Below are 20,503 nucleotides of genomic sequence, written 5' to 3' on the forward strand. Positions count from 1 at the left end.
CGAACTGCCCACCCGCCACGGCCGCGACACCGGCCGGATCGTCGAGGCCGCGGCCACCGGCGAACTGGGCGCGCTGCTCGTCGCCGGGGTCGGCGCCGAGGACCTGCCCGACCCGAACCGGGCCCTCCAGGCGCTCAACGAGGTCGGCTTCCTGGTCTCGCTGGAGCTGCGGCCGAGCGCGGTCACCGCCCGGGCGGACGTCGTCTTCCCGGTCGCCGCCGTCGCGGAGAAGTCCGGCACCTTCCTCAACTGGGAGGGCCGGGCCCGGATGTTCCAGGCGGCGCTGAAGCCCGAGCAGATGCCCCGGACGCTCGCGCCGACCGACTCCCGCGTGCTGCACATGCTGGCCGACGCCATGGACGTGCACTTCGCCCTGCCGGACCTGACCGCCGCCCGCCGCGAGCTGGACCGGCTCGGCGGCTGGGAGGGCGGCCGTGCGGAGGACCCGCGCGAGCCGGCGCAGCCGCTGCCCCGGCCCGGCGACGGCGAGGCGGTCCTCGCGGGCCACCGGATGCTGCTCGACCTGGGCCGGCTCCAGGAGGGCGACACCGCGCTCGCCGGGACCCGGCACGCGGCCGTCGCCCGGCTCTCGGCAGTCACCGCCGCCGAGTCCGGCGTCAAGGACGGCGACCTGCTCGCCGTCACCGGACCCGCGGGCACCGTCGAACTGCCCCTCGCGGTCACCGACATGCCGGACCGGGTGGTCTGGGTGCCGCTGAACTCGGTGGGGCGCGGCATTCCCGCCGACACCGGCGTGAACCCCGGCGGCCTGGTGCGGATCGGCCCCGCCGCCGCACCGGGTGCTCCCGTCGAACCATCGGAGGTACGAGCGTGACTGGCCTCGCCGCATTCACGACGGCGCCCGAGGGCGTCGTCCTCGCCGCCGAGGATCTCTCGATGTTCGGCACCGACCCCTGGTGGCTCGTCGTCATCAAGGCGGTCTTCTGCTTCGCGTTCCTGATGCTGGTCGTGCTGTTCTCGATCGTGTGGGAGCGCAAGGTCGTCGCCTGGATGCAGCGGCGCGTCGGTCCCAACCGGCACGGCCCCTGGGGGCTGCTCCAGTCGCTCGCCGACGGCATCAAGCTGATGCTGAAGGAAGACGTGATCGTCAAGCGCGCGGACAAGGCGGTCTACGTCATCGCGCCGATCCTCGCCGCGATCCCCGCCTTCATGGCGATCGCGGTGATCCCCTTCGGCCCGGCGGGCAACGAGGTCTCCATCTTCGGACAGCGCACCACGATGCAGCTGACGGACCTCCCGATCGCCGCGCTCTACATCCTCGCCGTCGGCGCGGTCGGGGTGTACGGCTTCGTCCTCGGTGGCTGGTCCTCGGGCTCGACGTACCCCCTGCTCGGCGGAATCCGTTCGTCCGCCCAGATGATCTCGTACGAGATCGCCATGGGCGCCGCCTTCGCCTCGGTCTTCCTCTACTCCGGGTCGATGTCCACCTCGACGATCGTGGAGGCGCAGGCGGACCGCTGGTACATCATGCTGCTGCCGGTCTCGTTCATCATCTACATGGTGACCATGGTCGGTGAGGCCAGCCGGGCGCCGTTCGACATGCCGGAGTCCGAGGGCGACCTGGTCGGCGGGTTCAACACCGAGTACAGCTCCATCAAGTTCGCGATGTTCATGCTCGCCGAGTACATCCACATGGTGACCGTGTCGATGATCGCGGTGACGCTGTTCCTCGGCGGCTGGAGGGCTCCGTACCCCGTCTCCGCCTTCTGGGAGGGAGCGAACCACGGCTGGTGGCCGATGCTCTGGTTCTTCCTGAAGCTCCAGGTGCTGATCTTCTTCTTCATCTGGCTGCGCGGCACCCTTCCCCGCGTGCGCTACGACCAGTTGATGAAGCTGGGCTGGAAGGTCCTCATCCCGGTCTCGGTGGTCTGGCTGATGCTCGTCGCCACGGTCCGGGCCCTGCGGAACGAGGGGTACGACTTCTCCCGGATCGTGCTGTACGTGGGCGCGGCCGTGATCGCGATCCTGCTGATCTCCTTCGTCGTCGACATGTTCCGTGACCGCAGGTCCCGGGCCGAGGAGGAGGCTGCCGGACCGGAGCCCGCCTTCGACCCGATGGCGGGCGGGTTCCCGGTGCCACCGCTGCCCGGACAGACGCTGCCACCGGTGCCCAGGCGCAGGCCACGACGGGACCGGGAGCTCGTTGTCAGTGGCGGAGCGGATACTCAGAGTGACGAAAGCGCGAGTGACGGAAAGGAGGCCGGCGGTGTCTGACAAACCAGAGCTCACGGGCTCATCGGGATCCGCTGGGTCCTCGGGGGACTCGGCGGACAAGTTCCAGAACCCGGTGGCCGGCTTCGGCGTGACCTTCAAGGCCATGTTCAAGAAGCGGCTCACCGAGCAGTATCCGGAGACGCCGAAGGTGACGGCGCCCCGCTTCCACGGCCGCCACCAGCTCAACCGCCACCCGGACGGCCTGGAGAAGTGCGTCGGCTGCGAGCTGTGCGCCTGGGCGTGTCCGGCGGACGCGATCTACGTGGAGGGCGCGGACAACACCGAGGAGGAGCGCTACTCCCCGGGGGAGCGCTACGGCCGCGTCTACCAGATCAACTACGCGCGCTGCATCCTGTGCGGACTCTGCATCGAGGCCTGCCCCACCCGGGCGCTGACCATGACGAACGAGTTCGAGCTCGCCAACACCACCCGCGAGAGCCTCATCTACACCAAGGACGAGCTGCTCGCGGGCCTGGACGAAGGCATGGTCGACAGCCCGCACGCGATCTTCCCCGGCATGGACGAGCAGGACTACTACCGGGGCGTGGTCACCGAGGCCGCCCCCGGCACGGTCCGTCAGACGGCCGTGTCCAAGGGCGAGGGCGACCAGCGGGACGAGGACCCCATCGAGTCCACCCGGGCCGCCGACGCCCGGCAGGACAAGGGGGTGGGGGCGTGAACTCCCTGGCCGCATCCACCGCCACGTCGACCGGCGAGGCCGTTCAGTTCTGGATCCTGGGCACCGTCGCCGTTCTCGGCGCGCTCTGCACGGTGCTGGCGAAAAAGTCCGTGCACAGCGCCCTGTCACTCGCCGGAACCATGATCGTCCTCGCGGTGTTCTACCTCGCCAACGGCGCGTATTTCCTCGGCATCGTCCAGATCGTCGTCTACACCGGCGCGATCATGATGCTGTTCCTCTTCGTCGTCATGCTCGTCGGCGTCACCGCGGCGGACTCCCTCAAGGAGACCCTCAAGGGGCAGCGCTGGCTGGCCCTCGGATGCGCCCTCGGGTTCGCCGTGCTGCTGATCGCGGGCATCGGCAACGCCTCCCTGAGCACCTTCAACGGGCTCGGCGCGGCCAACGCCCGGCACGGCGGCAACGTCGAGGGAATCGCCAACCTCATCTTCACCAAGTACGTCTTCGCCTTCGAGATCACCGGCGCCCTGCTGATCACCGCGACGGTGGGCGCGATGGTGCTCACGCACCGCGAGCGCACCGAACGGGCCAAGACCCAGCGGGAGATGTCCGTGGAGCGCGTGCGCGGCAAGCACCTCCCGCCACTCCCCGCCCCCGGCGTCTACGCCCGGCACAACGCGGTGGACATCCCCGGTCTGCTCCCCGACGGCACGCCGTCCGAGCTCACCGTCATGCAGACCCTGCGGGAGCGCGGTCAGATCCGCGACGTCTCGCAGCAGTCCCTCGCCGATCTCAAGGCCCTGGAGCAGCGCTCCGGGGAGCGGCTCGGACGTGAGGACGCGGACGCCGTGGCACGCGGAGCCAATCCCGCGTCCGCGGCGGAGAATTCGGAGGCCGCCCAGTGAACCCGGTCAACTACCTCTACCTCGCGGCCCTCCTGTTCGCGATCGGCGCCTCCGGGGTGCTGATCAGGCGGAACACGATCGTGCTGTTCATGTGCGTCGAGCTGATGCTCAACGCCTGCAATCTGGCGCTCGTCACGTTCTCCCGGATGCACGGCAACCTCGACGGGCAGATCGTCGCGTTCTTCACGATGGTCGTCGCCGCCGCGGAAGTCGTCGTCGGACTCGCGATCATCGTGTCGTTGTTCCGCTCCCGCCACTCGGCCTCGGTCGACGACGCCAGCCTGATGAAGCTGTAAGGGGTCGGAAACGTGGAGAACCTGATTGCGCTGCTCGTCGCGGCGCCCCTGCTCGGAGCGGCGGTCCTGCTCTGCGGCGGACGCCGGCTGGACCGGACCGGCCACTGGCTCGGCACCCTGCTCGCCGGCGCCTCGTTCGTCGTCGGACTCGTCCTGTTCACCGACATGCTGGGGAAGGGCGCCGAGGACCGGGCCCTGCACCAGCACCTGTTCAGCTGGATCCCGGTGGAAGGCTTCCAGGCCGACATCGCCTTCCAGCTCGACCAGCTGTCGATGACGTTCGTCCTGCTCATCACCGGTGTGGGCACCCTGATCCACATCTACTCCATCGGCTACATGGAGCACGACGAACGCAGGCGCCGCTTCTTCGGCTATCTCAACCTGTTCCTCGCGGCGATGCTCATCCTGGTCATCGCCGACAACTACCTGCTGCTGTACGTCGGGTGGGAGGGCGTCGGTCTGGCATCGTTCCTGCTCATCGGCTTCTGGCAGCACAAGCCCACCGCGGCCACCGCCGCGAAGAAGGCCTTCCTGGTCAACCGGGTCGGCGACATGGGCCTGTCGATCGCCATCATGCTGATGTTCACCACCTTCGGCACCTTCGCCTTCGGGCCGGTGCTGGAGTCGGCGGGCGAGACGAGCCAGGGCAAGCTGACCGCCATCGGCCTGATGCTGCTGCTGGCCGCCTGCGGCAAGTCGGCCCAGGTGCCGCTGCAGTCCTGGCTCGGCGACGCGATGGAGGGCCCGACCCCGGTCTCCGCCCTCATCCACGCCGCGACCATGGTCACCGCCGGTGTCTATCTCATCGTCCGCTCCGGCGCGATCTTCAACGCCGCTCCGGACGCCCAGACGGTCGTCGTCATCGTCGGCGCGGTCACGCTGATCTTCGGTGCGATCGTCGGTTGCGCGAAGGACGACATCAAGAAGGCCCTCGCCGGGTCCACGATGTCGCAGATCGGCTACATGATCCTCGCCGCGGGCCTCGGCCCCATCGGCTACATCTTCGCGATCATGCACTTGGTGACGCACGGCTTCTTCAAGGCCGGGCTCTTCCTCGGCGCGGGCTCCGTCATGCACGGCATGAACGACGAGGTCGACATGCGCAAGTACGGCGGCCTGCGGAGGTACATGCCGGTCACCTTCGTCACCTTCGGCCTCGGCTATCTGGCCATCATCGGCTTCCCCGGCCTGTCCGGCTTCTTCTCCAAGGACAAGATCATCGAGGCGGCCTTCGCCAAGGGCGGCACCGAGGGCTGGATCCTCGGCTCCGTGGCCCTGCTGGGCGCCGCGATCACCGCGTTCTACATGACCCGCGTGATGCTGATGACCTTCTTCGGCGAGAAGCGCTGGCAGCCGGACGCGGAGGGCCACGAGCCGCACCCGCACGAGTCCCCGAAGTCGATGACGATCCCGATGATCGTGCTGGCCTTCGGCTCGGTGTTCGCCGGAGGGTTCTTCGCTATCGGCGACCGGTTCATCAACTGGCTGGAGCCCGTCACCGGTTACGACCACGGGCACGCCCCGCTGAGCGCGGCCACGGTCACCGGAGCCACCGTGGTGGCCCTGGTCATCGGCGTCGGCATCGCCTGGGCGATGTACGGGCGCAAGCCCGTGCCCGTCGTCGCCCCGCGCGGCTCGGTCCTCACCCGGGCCGCCCGCCGCGATCTCCTCCAGGACGACTTCAACCACGTGGTCCTGGTCCGCGGCGGCGAGCACCTCACCCGCTCGCTGGTCTACGTGGACCACTCCCTCGTGGACGGAGTCGTCAACGGCACGGCCGCCTCGGTCGGCGGGCTCTCCGGCCGGCTGCGCAAGATGCAGAACGGCTACGCCCGCACCTACGCGGTCTCGATGTTCGGCGGTACGGCGGTCGTCATCGCCGCGACCCTGCTGATGAGGGCGGTCTGATCACATGTCCTTTCCCCTCCTGACCGCGACGGCGGCACTCCCGGCGATCGGCGCCATCGCCACCGCCGCCGTGCCCGCCGCGCGGCGCACCGCGGCCAAATGGCTCGCGCTGCTGTTCTCGCTCGGCACACTCGTCCTGGCGGCCGTCGTCTTCCTCCGCTTCGAACCGGGCGGCGACCGCTACCAGCTCACCGAGTCCCGGGCCTGGATCGCAGACTTCGGCGTCCGCTACGAACTGGGCGTGGACGGCATCGGGGTGGCGCTCCTCGGCCTCACCGCGCTGCTGATCCCGTTCGTCATCGTCGCGGGCTGGCACGACGCCGATCCCCAGGAGACGAAGTCCTCGCGCTGGCGTCCGACACAGGGCTTCTTCGCCCTGATCCTCATGGTCGAGGCCATGGTGATCCTGTCGTTCGTCGCCACCGACGTCTTCCTCTTCTACATCCTGTTCGAAGCCATGCTCATCCCGATGTACTTCCTCATCGGCGGCTTCGGCGACCGGGCCCACGCGGGCACCGACGAGAACGCCGCTACCCAGCGGTCCTACGCGGCGGTCAAGTTCCTCCTCTACAACCTGGCCGGCGGCCTGATCATGCTGGCCGCCGTCATCGGGCTGTACGTGGTCGCGGGCAGCTTCTCGCTCTCCGAGATCGCCGAGGCCCGCGCCAACGGCTCCCTGGAGATGGCGACCAGCACCGAGCGGTGGCTCTTCCTCGGGTTCTTCCTCGCCTTCGCGATCAAGGCCCCGCTGTGGCCGCTGCACACCTGGCTGCCCAACGCGATGGGCGAGGCCACCGCACCGGTCGCCGTGCTGATCACCGCGATCGTCGACAAGGTCGGCACCTTCGCGATGCTCCGCTTCTGCCTCGGGCTCTTCCCGGAGGCCAGCAAGTGGGCGACACCGGTGGTCATCACCCTGGCGCTCGTCTCCATCGTGTACGGGGCGCTGCTCGCGGTCGGCCAGCGCGACATCAAGCGGCTCATCGCCTACGCCTCGATCTCGCACTTCGGCTTCATCATCCTGGGCATCTTCGCGATGACCAGCCAGGGCCAGTCGGGCGCCACGCTCTACATGGTCAACCACGGGATCTCGACGGCCGCGCTGCTGCTGGTCGCCGGATTCCTCATCACCCGGCGCGGATCACGGCTCATCGCGGACTACGGCGGGGTGCAGAAGGTCGCCCCCGTGCTGGCCGGGACGTTCCTCATCGGCGGGCTCGCCACCCTGTCGCTGCCCGGACTCGCCCCGTTCGTCAGTGAGTTCCTGGTCCTGGTCGGCACGTTCAGCGTGTATCCGGTGGCCGGCATCATCGCCACCTCCGGCATCGTGCTCGCCGCGCTCTACGTCCTGGTCCTCTACCAGCGCACGATGACCGGCCCGGTGAAGGAATCGGTCCGGTCCATGCCGGACCTCAAGGCCCGGGAGCTGGCGGTGGCGCTTCCGCTGATCGCCGTGCTGATCTTCCTGGGCGTCTTCCCGAAGCCGCTCACCGAGGTCGTCAACCCGGCGGTGGAGCACACCATGTCCGACGTACAGAAGAAGGACCCCCAGCCCGAGGTGGAGGCCGCCAAGTGAGCGCAACAGCTGTCCACAGTCTGTGGACTACGGCGAGCGGGGTGACATCGGCGGCACCGGGCAGCACGTTCACGGCGCCGAAGATCGAGTACACCCAGCTGATGCCGGTCCTGATCATCGTGGTCGCCGCCGTCCTGGGCATCCTGGTGGAGGCCTTCGTGCCGCGCCGGGCCCGCTACCACAGCCAGCTCTTCCTGACCGTGGTGGCGGTCGCCGCCTCGTTCGCCGCGATCGTCGGCCTCGCGGCCGGCGGGTACGGCACCACGAAGGCCCAGATCGCGGCCATGGGCGCCATCGCGATCGACGGCCCCACCCTGTTCCTCCAGGGCACCATTCTCCTGGTCGCCATGGTGGCGGTGTTCACCTTCGCCGAACGCCGGCTCGACCCCACCGCCCACGGCAACCGGGTCGACTCCTTCGCCGCCCAGGCCGGAGCCGTACCGGGCGGGGAAGGCGAGAAGGCCGCCGTCCGGGCCGGCTTCGCCACCACCGAGGTCTTCCCGCTCCTCCTCTTCTCGGTGGCGGGGCTGCTGGTCTTCCCGGCCGCCAACGACCTGCTGACCCTGTTCATCGCGCTGGAGGTCTTCTCCCTCCCGCTCTACCTCCTGTGCGCCGTGGCCCGCCGCAAGCGGCTGCTGTCGCAGGAAGCCGCCGTGAAGTACTTCCTGCTCGGCGCGTTCTCCTCGGCGTTCTTCCTCTTCGGGATCGCCCTCCTCTACGGCTACGCGGGCTCCCTCGCGTACGCCGACATCGCCAACGTCGTCGACGGCTCGGTCCTGGAGATCGACCCGGCCCTCGCCGACACCATGGGCAACGACGCACTGCTGCTCATCGGCGGCGCGATGGTCCTGGTCGGCCTGCTCTTCAAGGTCGGTGCGATCCCGTTCCACATGTGGACCCCGGACGTCTACCAGGGCGCCCCGACCCCGGTGACCGGTTTCATGGCCGCCGCCACGAAGGTCGCCGCGTTCGGCGCGATGCTGCGCCTGCTGTACGTGGCACTGCCCGGCCTCGCCTGGGACCTGCGGCCGGTCATGTGGGCGGTGGCCATCATCACGATGCTGGGCGGCGCGATCGTCGCGATCACCCAGACCGACATCAAGCGCCTGCTGGCCTACTCCTCGATCGCGCACGCGGGCTTCATCCTCGCGGGTGTCATCGCGGCCAGCCCGGAGGGCATCTCCTCGGTCCTCTTCTACCTGCTGGCCTACTCCTTCGTGACGGTCGGCGCGTTCGCCGTCGTCACGCTGGTGCGGGACGCGGGCGGCGAGGCCACCCACCTGTCGAAGTGGGCCGGACTCGGCCGCCGCTCGCCGCTGGTCGCGGCGGTCTTCGCGGTGTTCCTGCTGGCCTTCGCCGGTATTCCGCTGACCTCCGGGTTCTCCGGGAAGTTCGCGGTGTTCAAGGCGGCCGCCGAGGGCGGTGCGGGCGGACTGGTCGTCGTCGGTGTGCTCTCCTCGGCCGTCGCGGCGTTCTTCTACATCCGGGTGATCGTCCTGATGTTCTTCAGCGAGCCGAAGGCGGACGGCCCCACGGTCGCCGTCCCGTCCCCGCTGACCATGACGACGATCGCGGTCGGCGTCGCCGTCACCCTGGTGCTGGGCCTGGCCCCGCAGTACTTCCTGGACCTGGCGAGCCAGGCGGGAGTCTTCGTGCGGTAGCCCGCGCAGTATGAGCGACAGCAGCGCCGGACGGTCGGCTATCCACAGACCGTCCGGCGTTGTCGTTGCCTCCGCCTATCGTGGACGGGGACGAGAGCAGGACGGACAGGGCCGGGACGCGCGGACCTCGGGGGACAGAGCATTGGGTGTGACCATGGATGAGACCACCGGGACGGTGACCGACACCGACACGGGCGGCGAGAGCGAGGCGCGGCGGACGCTGCACCGCGTCTTCGGGTACGAGTCGTTCCGCGGCGAGCAGGGCGCGGTCATCGAGCATGTGGTGGCGGGCGGCGACGCGGTCGTGCTCATGCCCACCGGCGGCGGAAAGTCCCTCTGCTACCAGATCCCGTCCCTGGTCCGGCGAGGCACCGGCGTCGTCGTCTCGCCGCTGATCGCCCTCATGCAGGACCAGGTCGACGCTCTGCGGGCGCTCGGCGTCCGGGCCGGCTTCATGAACTCCACGCAGGACTTCGACGAGCGGCGCTCGATGGAGGCGCAGTTCCTCGCGGGCGAGCTGGACGTGCTCTACCTGGCGCCCGAGCGGCTGCGCCTGGACTCCACCCTCTCCCTCCTGGCCCGGGGCGAGATCTCCGTCTTCGCGATCGACGAGGCGCACTGCGTCGCCCAGTGGGGCCACGACTTCCGCCCCGACTATCTGGCCCTGTCCGTGCTCGGCGAGCGCTGGCCGGACGTCCCGCGCATCGCCCTGACGGCGACCGCGACCCACGCCACGCACGAGGAGATCACCCGCCGCCTCGGCATGCCGGACGCGAAACACTTCGTCGCGAGCTTCGACCGGCCGAACATCCAGTACCGGATCGTGCCGAAGTCCGAGCCCAAGAAGCAGCTGCTCTCCTTCCTCAAGGAGGAGCACGCCGGGGACGCGGGCATCGTCTACTGCCTCTCGCGCAACTCCACCGAGAAGATCGCCGAGTACCTCTGCCGCAACGGCGTCGAGGCCGTTCCGTACCACGCGGGCCTGGACGCCGGGACGCGCGCCACCCACCAGGCGCGCTTCCTCCGCGAGGAGGGACTCGTCGTCGTCGCGACGATCGCGTTCGGCATGGGCATCGACAAGCCGGACGTCCGCTTCGTCGCCCACGTCGATCTCCCCAAGTCCGTCGAGGGTTACTACCAGGAGACGGGCCGCGCGGGCCGTGACGGGGAGCCGTCGACGGCCTGGATGGCGTACGGACTCCAGGACGTCGTCCAGCAGCGCAAGCTCATCCAGGGCGGCGAGGGCGACGAGGCGTTCCGCCGCCGGGCCGCCTCCCATCTGGACTCGATGCTGGCCCTGTGCGAGACGGTCCAGTGCCGCCGGGCCCAGCTGCTGACCTACTTCGGCCAGGAGCCCACGGCCCCCGCCTGCGGCAACTGCGACACCTGCCTGGCCCCGCCGGAGACCTGGGACGGCACGGTCGTCTCGCAGAAGCTGCTCTCCACGGTGGTGCGGCTGAAGCGCGAGCGGAACCAGAAGTTCGGTGCGGGCCAGATCATCGACATCCTGCTGGGCCGCAAGACCGCCAAGGTCATCCAGTTCGACCACGACCAGCTCTCCGTCTTCGGCATCGGCGAGGAGCTGGCCGAGGCGGAGTGGCGCGGTGTGGTGCGCCAACTGCTGGCGCAGGGCCTGCTCGCGGTCGAGGGGGAGTACGGCACGCTGGTCCTCACCGAGGAGAGCGCGACGGTCCTGGGCCGGGAGCGGGACGTGCTGCTCCGCAAGGAGCCCAAGAAGCCCACGACCCGCTCGTCGTCCTCCGCGGGCGGAGCCAAGGGCGCCAAGGGCAAGGCGGCCGCCGCCGACCTCCCCGAGTCCGCCGTCCCGGTCTTCGAGGCGCTGCGTGCCTGGCGTGGGGCCACGGCGAAGGAGCAGGGCGTCCCGGCGTACGTCATCTTCCACGACGCGACGCTGAGGGAGATCGCGACGCTGCACCCGAGCTCCCTCGCGGAGCTGGGCGGCGTCAGCGGCCTGGGCGAGAAGAAGCTCGCGACGTACGGGGAGGGCGTGCTGGAGGTCCTGGCGCAGACGCCGGGGGGCGGGGCACCGGCGTCCCCGGAGGCCTCGGCTCCCGCCGCTCCGGCCGCGTCGCCCGCCGCCGCACCCACGGCCCTCGTGCCCGCGTCACGCCCGGCGGCCCCGGTTCGCGCCAAGGCCCCGGTCGCCCCGGTCCCGCAGCACAGCGACCCCGAGTTCGGCTGGGACGAGGAACCGCCCGAGTACGAGTGAGACGCGTACCGGGCGGTGAGGGCGAAGGCGGCGGATCTACCCCAGGTCCGCCGCCCGGCGGCGGGGCGTGATCGCGGTGAGGTCCAGGTCGACGGGGAAGGGCACCGCGATCTTCATCCGGTCGTGGAAGATCCCCGTCGAGGTGTACGCACCGGTGGCCGGTTCAAGCTCGAAGACGTACACCACGGCACGCCCGTCGTGGTTCTCCACCCGCCAGTAGTGGGGGATCGTGGCGCGGGCGTATTTCACGGGCTTGGTTTCCCGGTCGCGGGACCGGGACTCGGGGGATACGACCTCGATGGCGAGGCGCACCGACTCGGCGGGGAACCGGGTCTGGTTCGGGTCCTGGATGATGTCACCGTCGATGACGATCACATCGGGCTCGGGCCGGTTGTAGCGGTTGATGTCGATGGTGAACTCGCGCACGACCTCCAGCTCGGGCGGAACCAAGGACTGCAGCTGCCACTCGAAGAAGCTGACTGCTCGTGAACGGAACAGGGTCTGCGGACTCACGAAAACGAGGCTCCCGTCGATCAGCTCCGTGTGCGGAGGCAGATTCGGGAGTGTGTCCAGGTCATCGGCGGTCCAGCCGCCCTCGGGCGGGACCGCCCACCGCGGCTCGGAGGCCTCGGGTTCGATGCTCATCATTGCTCCCATGGGGAGGAGTCTCGCGGGCCCGACCAGCGTATCCGCCGGGAACCGGATGAGGCTCCCCCGAACGTGTGAACGCCTCGCGCACCGCTGACCGGGCCCGCTCGCCCGGCCCCCGCCGCCATCTACTCCCCGCCGCCCCCTCCGCAGCCGCCGCCCTCTCCGCCCTCGCCGCTCCAGCCGTCGCCGGACTCGTGCTGCTTCACGTTGTAGTGGACCGCTGCGGCGGTCCACTCGGTGCGGCGCATGACCTTCATCACCGTCCGGCCCGTGCGGCCGAGGCGGGTCAGGTCGCCGGCCAGACCGATGGCGGCGGCCAGGGCGGCCAGCACTCGGTCGCGGTGGTCCGGATACCCCGCCGCCTCGGCCGCCGCGAACCGGTCGAGGACTCCCCGCGTGAGGTCCGGCACGCCCGGGAAGTGGCGGTGGTACGGGAAGACGCCGAGGAAGCGGCGGGTCTCCCGGGACAGGACGGCGCGTTCGACCAGGGAGTCCAGGTACTTCTCCTGTACGTGCCGGTCGTTGTCACCCACCCAGCGCCGGGCGCGGACCCCCGGGCGGCGGCGGCTCTTGGCCGGCGGGCCCAGGGTCCGGAGCAGGGCGGAGAGGAGCGGGTCGGCCGGGTCCAGCGGGTTCACCACCTGGACCCGGCCGCTCTCCTCCCGTATCCGCCCCTGGAGCTCCAGCTCCGCGAGGACGGCCCCGGCGGTCCCGTACGCCAGATCGCGGGCCTTGCACGTCGGCCTGCCCCGCTCCGGGTCCAGGGCGAGCAGGATCAGTTCCTCGGGCAGCGTCAGTACGGGGGCGTCGTGCGTCATGGCGCGGTGACGATCCTTCCGGTCACGTCGCCGAGGCCCACGCGGGTGCCGTGCGGACCGGGGGCCCAGGCGGTCAGGGTGACCGTGTCGCCGTCCTCCAGGAACGTCCGCTTGCCCTCGGGGAGTTCGAGCGCCTCGCGGCCGTTCCAGGTGAGCTCCAGGAGCGAGCCGCGCTGGGCGGGCTCGGGGCCGCTGACCGTGCCGGAGCCGTACAGGTCGCCGGTGCGCAGCGACGCGCCGTTCACCGTCATGTGGGTGAGCTGCTGGGCGGCCGTCCAGTACATCGAGGCGAACGGCGGCTCGGTGACGACCTGGCCGTTGATCTCGACGGTGATCCGGATGTCGAAGCCGCCCGGTTCCTCGTCCTCGGAGTCGTCGAGGTAGGGCAGGAGAGGGACGTCGCGGGCCGGGGGTGCGGTGCGGGCGGCGTCCAGGGCCTCCAGCGGGGTGACCCAGGCCGATACGGAGGTGGCGAAGGACTTGCCGAGGAACGGGCCGAGCGGCACGTACTCCCAGGCCTGGAGGTCGCGCGCGGACCAGTCGTTGAGGAGCGAGAGGCCGAAGACGTGCTCGCGGAAGTCGGCCAGCGGGACCGGGGTGCCGTGCGCGGAGGGGACGCCGACGACGAAGCCGACCTCGGCCTCGATGTCCAGCTTCACCGAGGGCCCGAAGACGGGGGCCGGGTCGGTCGGCGCCTTGCGCTGGCCGTTGGGCCGCACCACGTCGGTGCCGGAGACTACGACGGTGCCGGAGCGGCCGTGGTACCCGATCGGCAGGTGCTTCCAGTTGGGGGTGAGCGCGTCGCCGTCCGGCCGGAAGATCTTCCCGACGTTGGTGGCGTGGTGCTCGCTGGCGTAGAAGTCGACGTAGTCCGCGACCTCGTACGGCAGGTGCAGGGTCACCGCGGCCACCGGGTGCAGCAGTGGCTCGATGTCCGCGCGATGGGCGGGGACCGTCAGCCAGGCGGTGAGTGCGCGGCGCACGTCCCGCCAGGCGGTGCGGCCCGCCGCGAGCAGCGGCGTCAGGCTCGGCTGCGCCAGCAGCCCCGCGTACGGGGAGCCCAGCGCGTGGGCGGCGGCCCCGGCGTCCAGGACGTGGTCGCCGATGCGGACGCCGACCCGGCGGTCGTCGGGGTGGTCGGGGGTGGAGAACACACCGTACGGAAGGTTGTGCGGGCCGAAGGGGTCGCCCTCGGCCAGATCGAGCGGGCTGCTCTGCTCGGGCATGTGGTGCTGCCTCGCTTTCCAGGTCGCGTGGAGGACACGTTACGTCGGTGCTCCTACCCAGCGGCAGTGCCCCGACTATCCCCAACTGTGCGCATTGCCCGGAAAGTTCGTTCGGGTCCCCCGGAATTCCGGGGGACCCGAACAGGGAACACGCGCGCGGCTCAGCCCGCCGTGCGCGGGATGCGCTTCTCCCAGGTGCGGTGGAAGACGACCTCCCCGCCGTCCTTGCAGATCACCTCGTCGGAGGTGATGAAGTCCTGGTCGTCGGCGGCGATCTCGGAGCGGGTCTCGATCTCCACGTCCCAGGCCATTTCCGGGCGGTGCAGCCGGATCCGCCAGTCGGAGCGGGTCCGCGCGGAGAGCGGGTCGTCCTGCTGGATCGTATACGTCTCCAGGGCGTCCTCGGTGAATTCGAGGCCGTCGGGGTAGACCCGCGTACCGCCGTAGCGGGGGTCGACCTCCAGGCGCCATTCGCCCTCGGCGACATCGCGGACGACCAGGCGTTCGGGGCGCGGCTCCTCCAGGGTGACCGGGTGGACGACGCCGAGCGGTTCGGACTGTTCCGGTTCGCCGAAGGCGATCGCCGGATCCTCGGTGTGGCGGCGCACCGGCAGCTCGACGAAGCTGCCGTCGGCGTCCAGGGTGAAGCCCGCCGAGCCGGCCTGCGGCCAGATCCAGGGCCAGTACGAGGAGGAGACGGCGAGCCGGATGCGGTGGCCGGGCGGGAAGATGTGCCCGATGCCGTTGAGGTCGAAGACGACGTCCTCGGTCTCGCCCGGCGTCCAGTCGTCGGTGCGGTCGCGGCCGTGGCGGGCGGCGAGGTTGAGGACGCCCCGGGTGACCAGGGTGGAGGAGCCGTCCGGTGCCACGTCGCAGAGCCGGGCGACGGCCTGACCGCGCGGGACGTCCATCCGGATGCGGAGCTTCACGCGCGGCCGGCCGAGGATCTCGATCGGCGCGTCCGCGACGGGGAACTCGAACGACACCGACTTCGCGTCCTCGTCCCGCTGGTCCGGCGGCAGGTCCGCGTCGTTGCCGAACGGGAAGAAGCGGCCCGCGTCCACCCCGGTCTGCTGCGGCGAGGCGACGATCCGCTCGCCGCCCTGGAGGGCGTACGCCACCGGGGCGACGTTCTCCGAGGGCCAGCTCGCGTCCCCGACCCAGCGGCCGGGCAGCGTCTCGTACACCGTGGCGGGCGGGTGCGAGCCGCTGATCCAGGACCGCAGCAGCGGCTCCCGCATCACGCCCGTCTCCTTGCCCTTGAGGTGCTGGTCCCACCAGCGCAGCGTCTCCTGGAGGAAGCCGATCGCGGGTCCCGGCGGCAGTCCGCGGTCCGGGTACTGGTGCGACCACGGCCCGATCAGTCCGCGCACGCGGTCCGGGTCCAGATGCTCCACCAGCCGCAGGACGGTGTCGCGGTACGGGTCGTGCCAGCCGCCGACCGCGAGGACGTTCGCCTTGATCGCGCCGTAGTCCTCGCAGACGCTGCCGTGCTTCCAGTAGTCGTCGCGGCTCTGGTGGGCCAGCCAGATGTGGACGAAGGGGGCGACCGCCTCCAGCCGCTTCAGCCACATCTCCTTCCACGCGTCGCCGACCTGCGCCGGGTCCGGCGGGCGGCAGACGAAGGCGAGCATGGTGGCGGCCCAGGCGTGCATGTCCACGGCGAGGACCGAGCCGCCCATGTAGTGGACGTCGTTGTCGTAGCGGTCATCGGCCGAGCAGACGGTGACGATCGCCTTCAGCGGCTCGGGGGCGAGCGCGGCGATCTGGAGCGAGTTGAAGCCGCCCCAGGAGATGCCGAACATCCCGACCCGGCCGGAGCACCACTCCTGCTGGGCCAGCCAGTGGATGACGGCGACCCCGTCCTCCAACTCCTGCGCGTCGTACTCGTCGCCCGGCAGCCCCTCGCTGTTGCCGTGGCCCCGGACGTCGACCCGTACGGAGGCGTAGCCGTGGCCCGCGTACCAGGGGTGGCGCTGCCAGTCGCGCGGCGCGGTCCAGTCGCCGAGCCGGTAGGGCAGGTACTCCAGCAGGGCCGGGACCGGTTCGTCGGTCAGCGGCCGCCAGATCCGGGCGTAGAGCCGGGTGCCGTCGGACAGCGGGATGGAGACGTCCTCGCGGGTGGTCTCGTACGGGAACTCGGTCGTGATGTTCATGGGTCACCTCGATGTACGACGACGGGTGCGAAGGGGCGCGCTCAGTGGACGGGGTGCATCGTGCGCCGCAGCCAGGGCGTGGCGACGATCATCGCCACGCCGGCCGCCACCGCGATGGCCCCGTTGACGCCGAAGTAGGCGGGGTTGGAGACCTGGCCGTACAGCTTCACGATCTGGGCCTGGATGCCGTTGGCCAGGGCGAGGGAGAGGAACCAGAGCGCCATCGTCTGGCTGGCGAACGCCTTCGGGGCGAGCTTGGTGGTGGCGGACATGCCGGAGGTCTCCAGCAGGATGTCGCCGAGCCCGAGCAGCAGGTAGGAGCCGACGATCCACCAGGCGGCCATCCGGTACACGTCGTCGGTGTGACCCGAGGTCGGCAGGACCATCAGCAGGAAGGAGAGCCCGCCGAGGATCACCCCGAACGCGATCTTGTTGGAGGCGTGCGGCTGGCGGGGGCCCATCTTCACCCAGACCGCGGCGACGACCGGGGCGAGCGCGACCTCGAAGGCGCCGAGGGCGGAGGCGTACCAGCCGGCCGGGAAGGTGAAGCCGAGGATCTCGGTCCGGGCGTTCGTCGACGCGAGCAGAATCATCGTCGAGTACGCCTGGAAGAGGATGAAGTTGAAGACGACGGACCCGAGGAAGAGGACGACGTACGGGCGGAGTCTGCCGCGTTCCTCGGCGGTGACCCGGGGGGAGCGGAACATCACCACGAAGTAGGCGATCGGCGCGATCACCGAGATGACGGTGAGCACGTCGACGAAGCGGTCCATCGTCAGCCAGCCGGCCAGGGCCAGCGCGGTGGCCACGACGGCGACGGCCACGGCCCCGCCGATGATCAGCCGGACCACGCGGCGCATCGCGGCGGGGGCCAGCGCGAATTCGGCGGCGTGCTTGCGCCCGGCCAGGTGACGGCGGCCCGCGACGTACTGGATCAGACCGAGGGTCATGCCGACCGCGGCGGCCGAGAAGCCCCAGTGCCAGCCGGCGTGGTCGCCGAGCCAGCCGGTGATCAGCGGGCCGGCGAAGGCCCCGATGTTGATGCCCATGTAGTAGAGGGCGAAGCCGGCGTCGCGCCGCTCGTCGTCGGTGCGGTAGAGCTTGCCGACCATGGAGGCGACATTGGGCTTGAGCAGGCCTGTTCCGGCGCTGATCAGGCCGAGGCCCACCCAGGTCATGGTGTCGGTGGGAACGGCCATGGAGTAGTGGCCGCACGCGATGAGGATGCCGCCGTACAGCACGGCCCGGTAGGAGCCGAGGATCCGGTCGGCCAGCCAGCCGCCCGCCACGGAGACCAGATAGACCAGTGTTCCGTAGGCGGCGGAGACGGAGGCGGCGGTACCGGGGTCCATGTCCATGCCGCCGTTCGCCACCGTGTCGGCGAAGAACAGCACCAGGATGGCCTGCATGCCCAGGAACGAGAACCGCTCCCAGACCTCCAGGCCGGACAGGGTCATCAGGCCCCGTGGCTGCCCGAAGAAGGCGTGGTCGTCCTCGGGCGGGGGCTTGGCCGGCTCGGTGCCGGCGATGCTGTGGGACAAAACGGGAACTCCTGATCGTATGATCTTATCCCGAACATACCGGCGGTGATGGGAAGCCGCCCACGGTGATCCATGGAGGACCGGATACGCTGAGTTGATTCGAGACTCAGCGACACGTCGACATTGCGTGTGATCGTCAGCAGACAGGAGATGCCCTCGTGACCGTCGTCGGGCCGTTCGGACTGCACGTGCGGGACCAGGCTCTTGAGGCCGATGTCCAGTCGGGCCTGGCCGCTGTCGAGGCGGGGCTGCTCGAAGCCACCAAGAGTGACGTGCCCTTCATCACGGACGCCGCCCAGCACCTGGTGCGTGCGGGGGGCAAGCGGTTCCGCCCGTTGCTGGTCATGCTCGCGTCACAGTTCGGTGATCCCGGTGCGCCGGGAGTCGTCCCCTCGGCCGTCGTCGTCGAGCTGACGCACCTGGCCACGCTGTACCACGACGACGTGATGGACGAGGCCGACGTGCGGCGCGGGGTGCCCAGCGCCAACACCCGCTGGGGCAACTCCGTCGCCGTCCTCACCGGCGACTTCCTCTTCGCCCGCGCCTCCCACATCCTGGCCGACCTCGGCCCCGAGGCCGTCCGCATCCAGGCGGAGGCCTTCGAGCGGCTCGTCACCGGCCAGATTCTGGAGACCGCGGGCCCGCGCGACGGTCGCGACCCCGTCGACCACTACCTGGACGTGCTCAGCGGCAAGACCGGCTCGCTGGTCGCCGTGTCCGGCCGGTTCGGCGCGTTGATGGCCGGGGCCGACGAGCGGACCGTGGACGTCCTCACCCAGTACGGGGAGCGGCTCGGCATCGCCTTCCAGCTCGCCGACGACGTCCTCGACATCGCCTCCGACTCCCACGAGTCCGGCAAGACCCCCGGTACCGACCTGCGCGAGGGCATCCCGACGCTTCCGGTCCTGCGGCTGCGCGCCCAGGCGGCGGAGGACGGCAAGCCCGACGACCTGGAGCTCGTCGAGCTGCTCGACTCCGACCTCAGCGGCGACGAGGCCCTGGCCGAGGTGCTGCGCCGGCTGCGCGCCCACCCGGCGCTGGAGCAGGCCCGCCAGGACACCGTGCGCTACGCCCAGGAGGCGCGCGCAACGCTCGCGCCGCTGCCCGAGGGGTACGCGAAGTCCGCGCTGGAAGAGCTGTGCGACGCCGTGGTGCACCGCGCGGGCTGATGAGGGTGTGCCTGCTGGCGCCGTGGTGCGCCGTGCGGGCCGGGGCCGTGCCGACGCGGGTCGACGTGGCGTCACCCGGTGTCCTACCCCTACTGGATGGCCCAGGTGCCCCGTCCGGTTGTCATACCGGAGCAGTAGGCGGAGTTGATCCCCCGGGCTGACGCTTCGGGCCGTCCGTTTTGGTCAGATGGATACCAACGGAAGCGCCGACCACGGAGGTAGGGCACACATGGCACCGAACGACAGCGCGGAAACCACCGGCGAGGCCACGGGCACTGTCGTGGGCCGCCGGAAGGCGGCGCGCTACATCGTCCCCGTCGCGGTCGCGGGAGTGGCGGCCGCGACGATCGGGCTCGTCCCGGCGCTCGCGAGCACCGGCGACCCGGACCTGCCGAAGATCAGCGCGCAGGAACTCATCGAGAGGATCGCCGCTTCCGACGAGGAGCAGCTCTCCGGCACGTTCAAGATCAGCACCGACCTGGGCCTGCCCCTCGACGGCCTCGCGGGTTCGCTCGTACAGGGCGGCGAGGACAAGGACGGCGGCGCGGCGGCCCCGCAGGACAAGCTCATGGAGCTGACGTCCGGCACGCACACGCTGCGGGTGGCCGCCGACGGCCCGGAGCGGCAGAAGCTCTCCATCCTCGGGGACGCGTCCGAGTACAGCGTCATCCACAACCAGGGCGAGGTCTGGGCGTACGACAGCAAGTCCGACGAGGTCTACCACGCCGAGGCGCCCGAGGGCCGGGACGGCGGCGACGGCCGCGGCGACGGTGCCGAGAAGGCTCCGAAGCTTCCCGAGGGCGCTCCGGCGACCCCGAAGGACTTCGCCGAGCAGGCGCTCGCGGCGGCCGGGGACACCACCTCGGTCACCGTGGACGGCACGGCGCAGGTCGCCGGGCGGGACGCGTACCAGCTGCTGATCAAGCCGAAGCAGTCCGGTTCGACGATCGGCTCGGTCCGCATCGCCGTGGACGCCGAGAACGGCGTACCGCTGAAGTTCACCCTGTCCGCGGCGAGCGGCGGCAAGGCCGTGGTCGACGCCGGGTTCACCAAGGTCGACTTCTCCCGGCCCGCCGCGTCCACGTTCTCCTTCACGCCGCCCAAGGGTGCCAAGGTGACCGAGGCCGACGAGCCGGCGACCGGCGAGGACGAGCACGGCGCGATGCAGAAGGCGCTCCCCGGGCAGCTGGCCGAGCTGGACGGCTTCGAGGGCCTCAACGTCATCGGCGAGGGCTGGACCTCGATCGCCGAGATCAGGACCCCCGGCGGCAAGGGCCTCCCCGCGGCCGGCTCGGGCGACGTCCCGGCCGAGGCGCAGGGCTTCCTCGACGCGCTGGGCGACAAGGTCACCGGGAAGTTCGGTTCGGGCACGGTCTTCAAGACCCGCCTGGTCAACGCCCTGCTGACGGACGACGGCTCGGTGTACGTCGGAGCGGTGACGAAGGACGCGCTGGTGCGTGCCGCCGACGCCGCCGCCAAGTAGGACACGCCCGG

16 protein-coding genes are annotated in these 20,503 nt (G+C 70.5%); 11 read left to right on the plus strand and 5 right to left on the minus strand.

Annotation, left to right across the window (positions count from 1 at the left end; translation table 11 throughout):
* The 9 genes from B9S58_RS14675 to recQ form a co-directional block, all read left to right on the plus strand.
* Positions 1–835: molybdopterin-dependent oxidoreductase (locus B9S58_RS14675; protein WP_181009313.1), on the plus strand; the 835-nt coding region annotated here is incomplete at its 5' end.
* Complete coding sequence (gene nuoH / locus B9S58_RS14680; RefSeq protein ID WP_103532550.1) at positions 832–2,235, plus strand: NADH-quinone oxidoreductase subunit NuoH; 1,404 nt, start codon at positions 832–834, stop codon at positions 2,233–2,235. The genes B9S58_RS14675 and nuoH, both read left to right, overlap by 4 nt.
* Complete coding sequence (gene nuoI, locus B9S58_RS14685) at positions 2,228–2,914, plus strand: NADH-quinone oxidoreductase subunit NuoI (RefSeq protein WP_103532551.1); 687 nt, start codon at positions 2,228–2,230, stop codon at positions 2,912–2,914. The genes nuoH and nuoI overlap by 8 nt, the downstream gene beginning before the upstream one ends.
* Positions 2,911–3,777, plus strand: coding sequence for an NADH-quinone oxidoreductase subunit J (locus B9S58_RS14690; protein WP_103532552.1), 867 nt, complete (start codon positions 2,911–2,913; stop codon positions 3,775–3,777). The genes nuoI and B9S58_RS14690 overlap by 4 nt, the downstream gene beginning before the upstream one ends.
* The gene (gene nuoK, locus B9S58_RS14695; RefSeq protein WP_018960446.1) at positions 3,774–4,073 is read left to right on the plus strand and encodes an NADH-quinone oxidoreductase subunit NuoK; all 300 of its coding nucleotides are present in this window, start codon (positions 3,774–3,776) and stop codon (positions 4,071–4,073) included. Before B9S58_RS14690 ends, nuoK begins: the two co-directional genes overlap by 4 nt.
* Before the next feature lie 12 nt (positions 4,074–4,085).
* Entirely contained in the window at positions 4,086–5,981 is a 1,896-nt protein-coding gene (nuoL, locus tag B9S58_RS14700; RefSeq protein ID WP_103532553.1) for an NADH-quinone oxidoreductase subunit L, read from the plus strand.
* Between the two features lie 4 nt (positions 5,982–5,985).
* On the plus strand, positions 5,986–7,557 hold the full coding sequence (locus B9S58_RS14705; RefSeq protein WP_103532554.1) for an NADH-quinone oxidoreductase subunit M: 1,572 nt from the start codon (positions 5,986–5,988) through the stop codon (positions 7,555–7,557).
* Positions 7,554–9,218, plus strand: coding sequence for an NADH-quinone oxidoreductase subunit NuoN (gene nuoN / locus B9S58_RS14710; RefSeq protein ID WP_103532555.1), 1,665 nt, complete (start codon positions 7,554–7,556; stop codon positions 9,216–9,218). Before B9S58_RS14705 ends, nuoN begins: the two co-directional genes overlap by 4 nt.
* Before the next feature lie 154 nt (positions 9,219–9,372).
* A complete protein-coding gene (recQ, locus tag B9S58_RS14715; RefSeq protein WP_103532592.1) occupies positions 9,373–11,448 on the plus strand; it encodes a DNA helicase RecQ in 2,076 nt (691 codons plus the stop codon).
* 36 nt (positions 11,449–11,484) lie between these two features.
* On the opposite strand, the gene B9S58_RS14720 is transcribed toward recQ, so the two are convergent.
* From B9S58_RS14720 to B9S58_RS14740, 5 genes are all read right to left on the minus strand, one after another.
* Positions 11,485–12,093 carry a Uma2 family endonuclease gene (locus B9S58_RS14720; RefSeq protein ID WP_103532556.1) on the minus strand — a complete coding sequence of 203 codons (609 nt, stop codon included), beginning with the start codon at positions 12,091–12,093 and terminating at the stop codon, positions 11,485–11,487.
* Between the two features lie 131 nt (positions 12,094–12,224).
* Positions 12,225–12,917 (minus strand): GPP34 family phosphoprotein, encoded by a 693-nt coding sequence (locus B9S58_RS14725; protein WP_103532557.1) that lies wholly within the window; start codon positions 12,915–12,917, stop codon positions 12,225–12,227.
* Entirely contained in the window at positions 12,914–14,143 is a 1,230-nt protein-coding gene (gene fahA / locus B9S58_RS14730; RefSeq protein WP_103532558.1) for a fumarylacetoacetase, read from the minus strand. Before fahA ends, B9S58_RS14725 begins: the two co-directional genes overlap by 4 nt.
* 161 nt (positions 14,144–14,304) lie before the next feature.
* Complete coding sequence (locus B9S58_RS14735; RefSeq protein WP_103532559.1) at positions 14,305–16,299, minus strand: CocE/NonD family hydrolase; 1,995 nt, start codon at positions 16,297–16,299, stop codon at positions 14,305–14,307.
* Between the two features lie 41 nt (positions 16,300–16,340).
* Positions 16,341–17,840: a peptide MFS transporter gene (locus tag B9S58_RS14740; RefSeq protein WP_103532560.1), complete on the minus strand. Its 1,500-nt coding sequence runs from the start codon at positions 17,838–17,840 to the stop codon at positions 16,341–16,343.
* A gap of 158 nt (positions 17,841–17,998) precedes the next feature.
* Between B9S58_RS14740 and B9S58_RS14745 the strand changes: the two genes are divergently transcribed.
* A complete protein-coding gene (locus tag B9S58_RS14745) occupies positions 17,999–19,009 on the plus strand; it encodes a polyprenyl synthetase family protein (protein WP_103532561.1) in 1,011 nt (336 codons plus the stop codon).
* A 229-nt stretch (positions 19,010–19,238) separates the two neighbouring features.
* Positions 19,239–20,492, plus strand: a complete 1,254-nt coding sequence (locus tag B9S58_RS14750) for a DUF2092 domain-containing protein (protein ID WP_103532562.1) — start codon at positions 19,239–19,241, stop codon at positions 20,490–20,492.
* Positions 20,493–20,503 lie beyond the last annotated feature (11 nt).

Origin of the sequence: Streptomyces sp. SM11 (genome assembly GCF_002910905.1) — a bacterium.
Classification (GTDB): Bacteria; Actinomycetota; Actinomycetes; order Streptomycetales; family Streptomycetaceae; genus Streptomyces.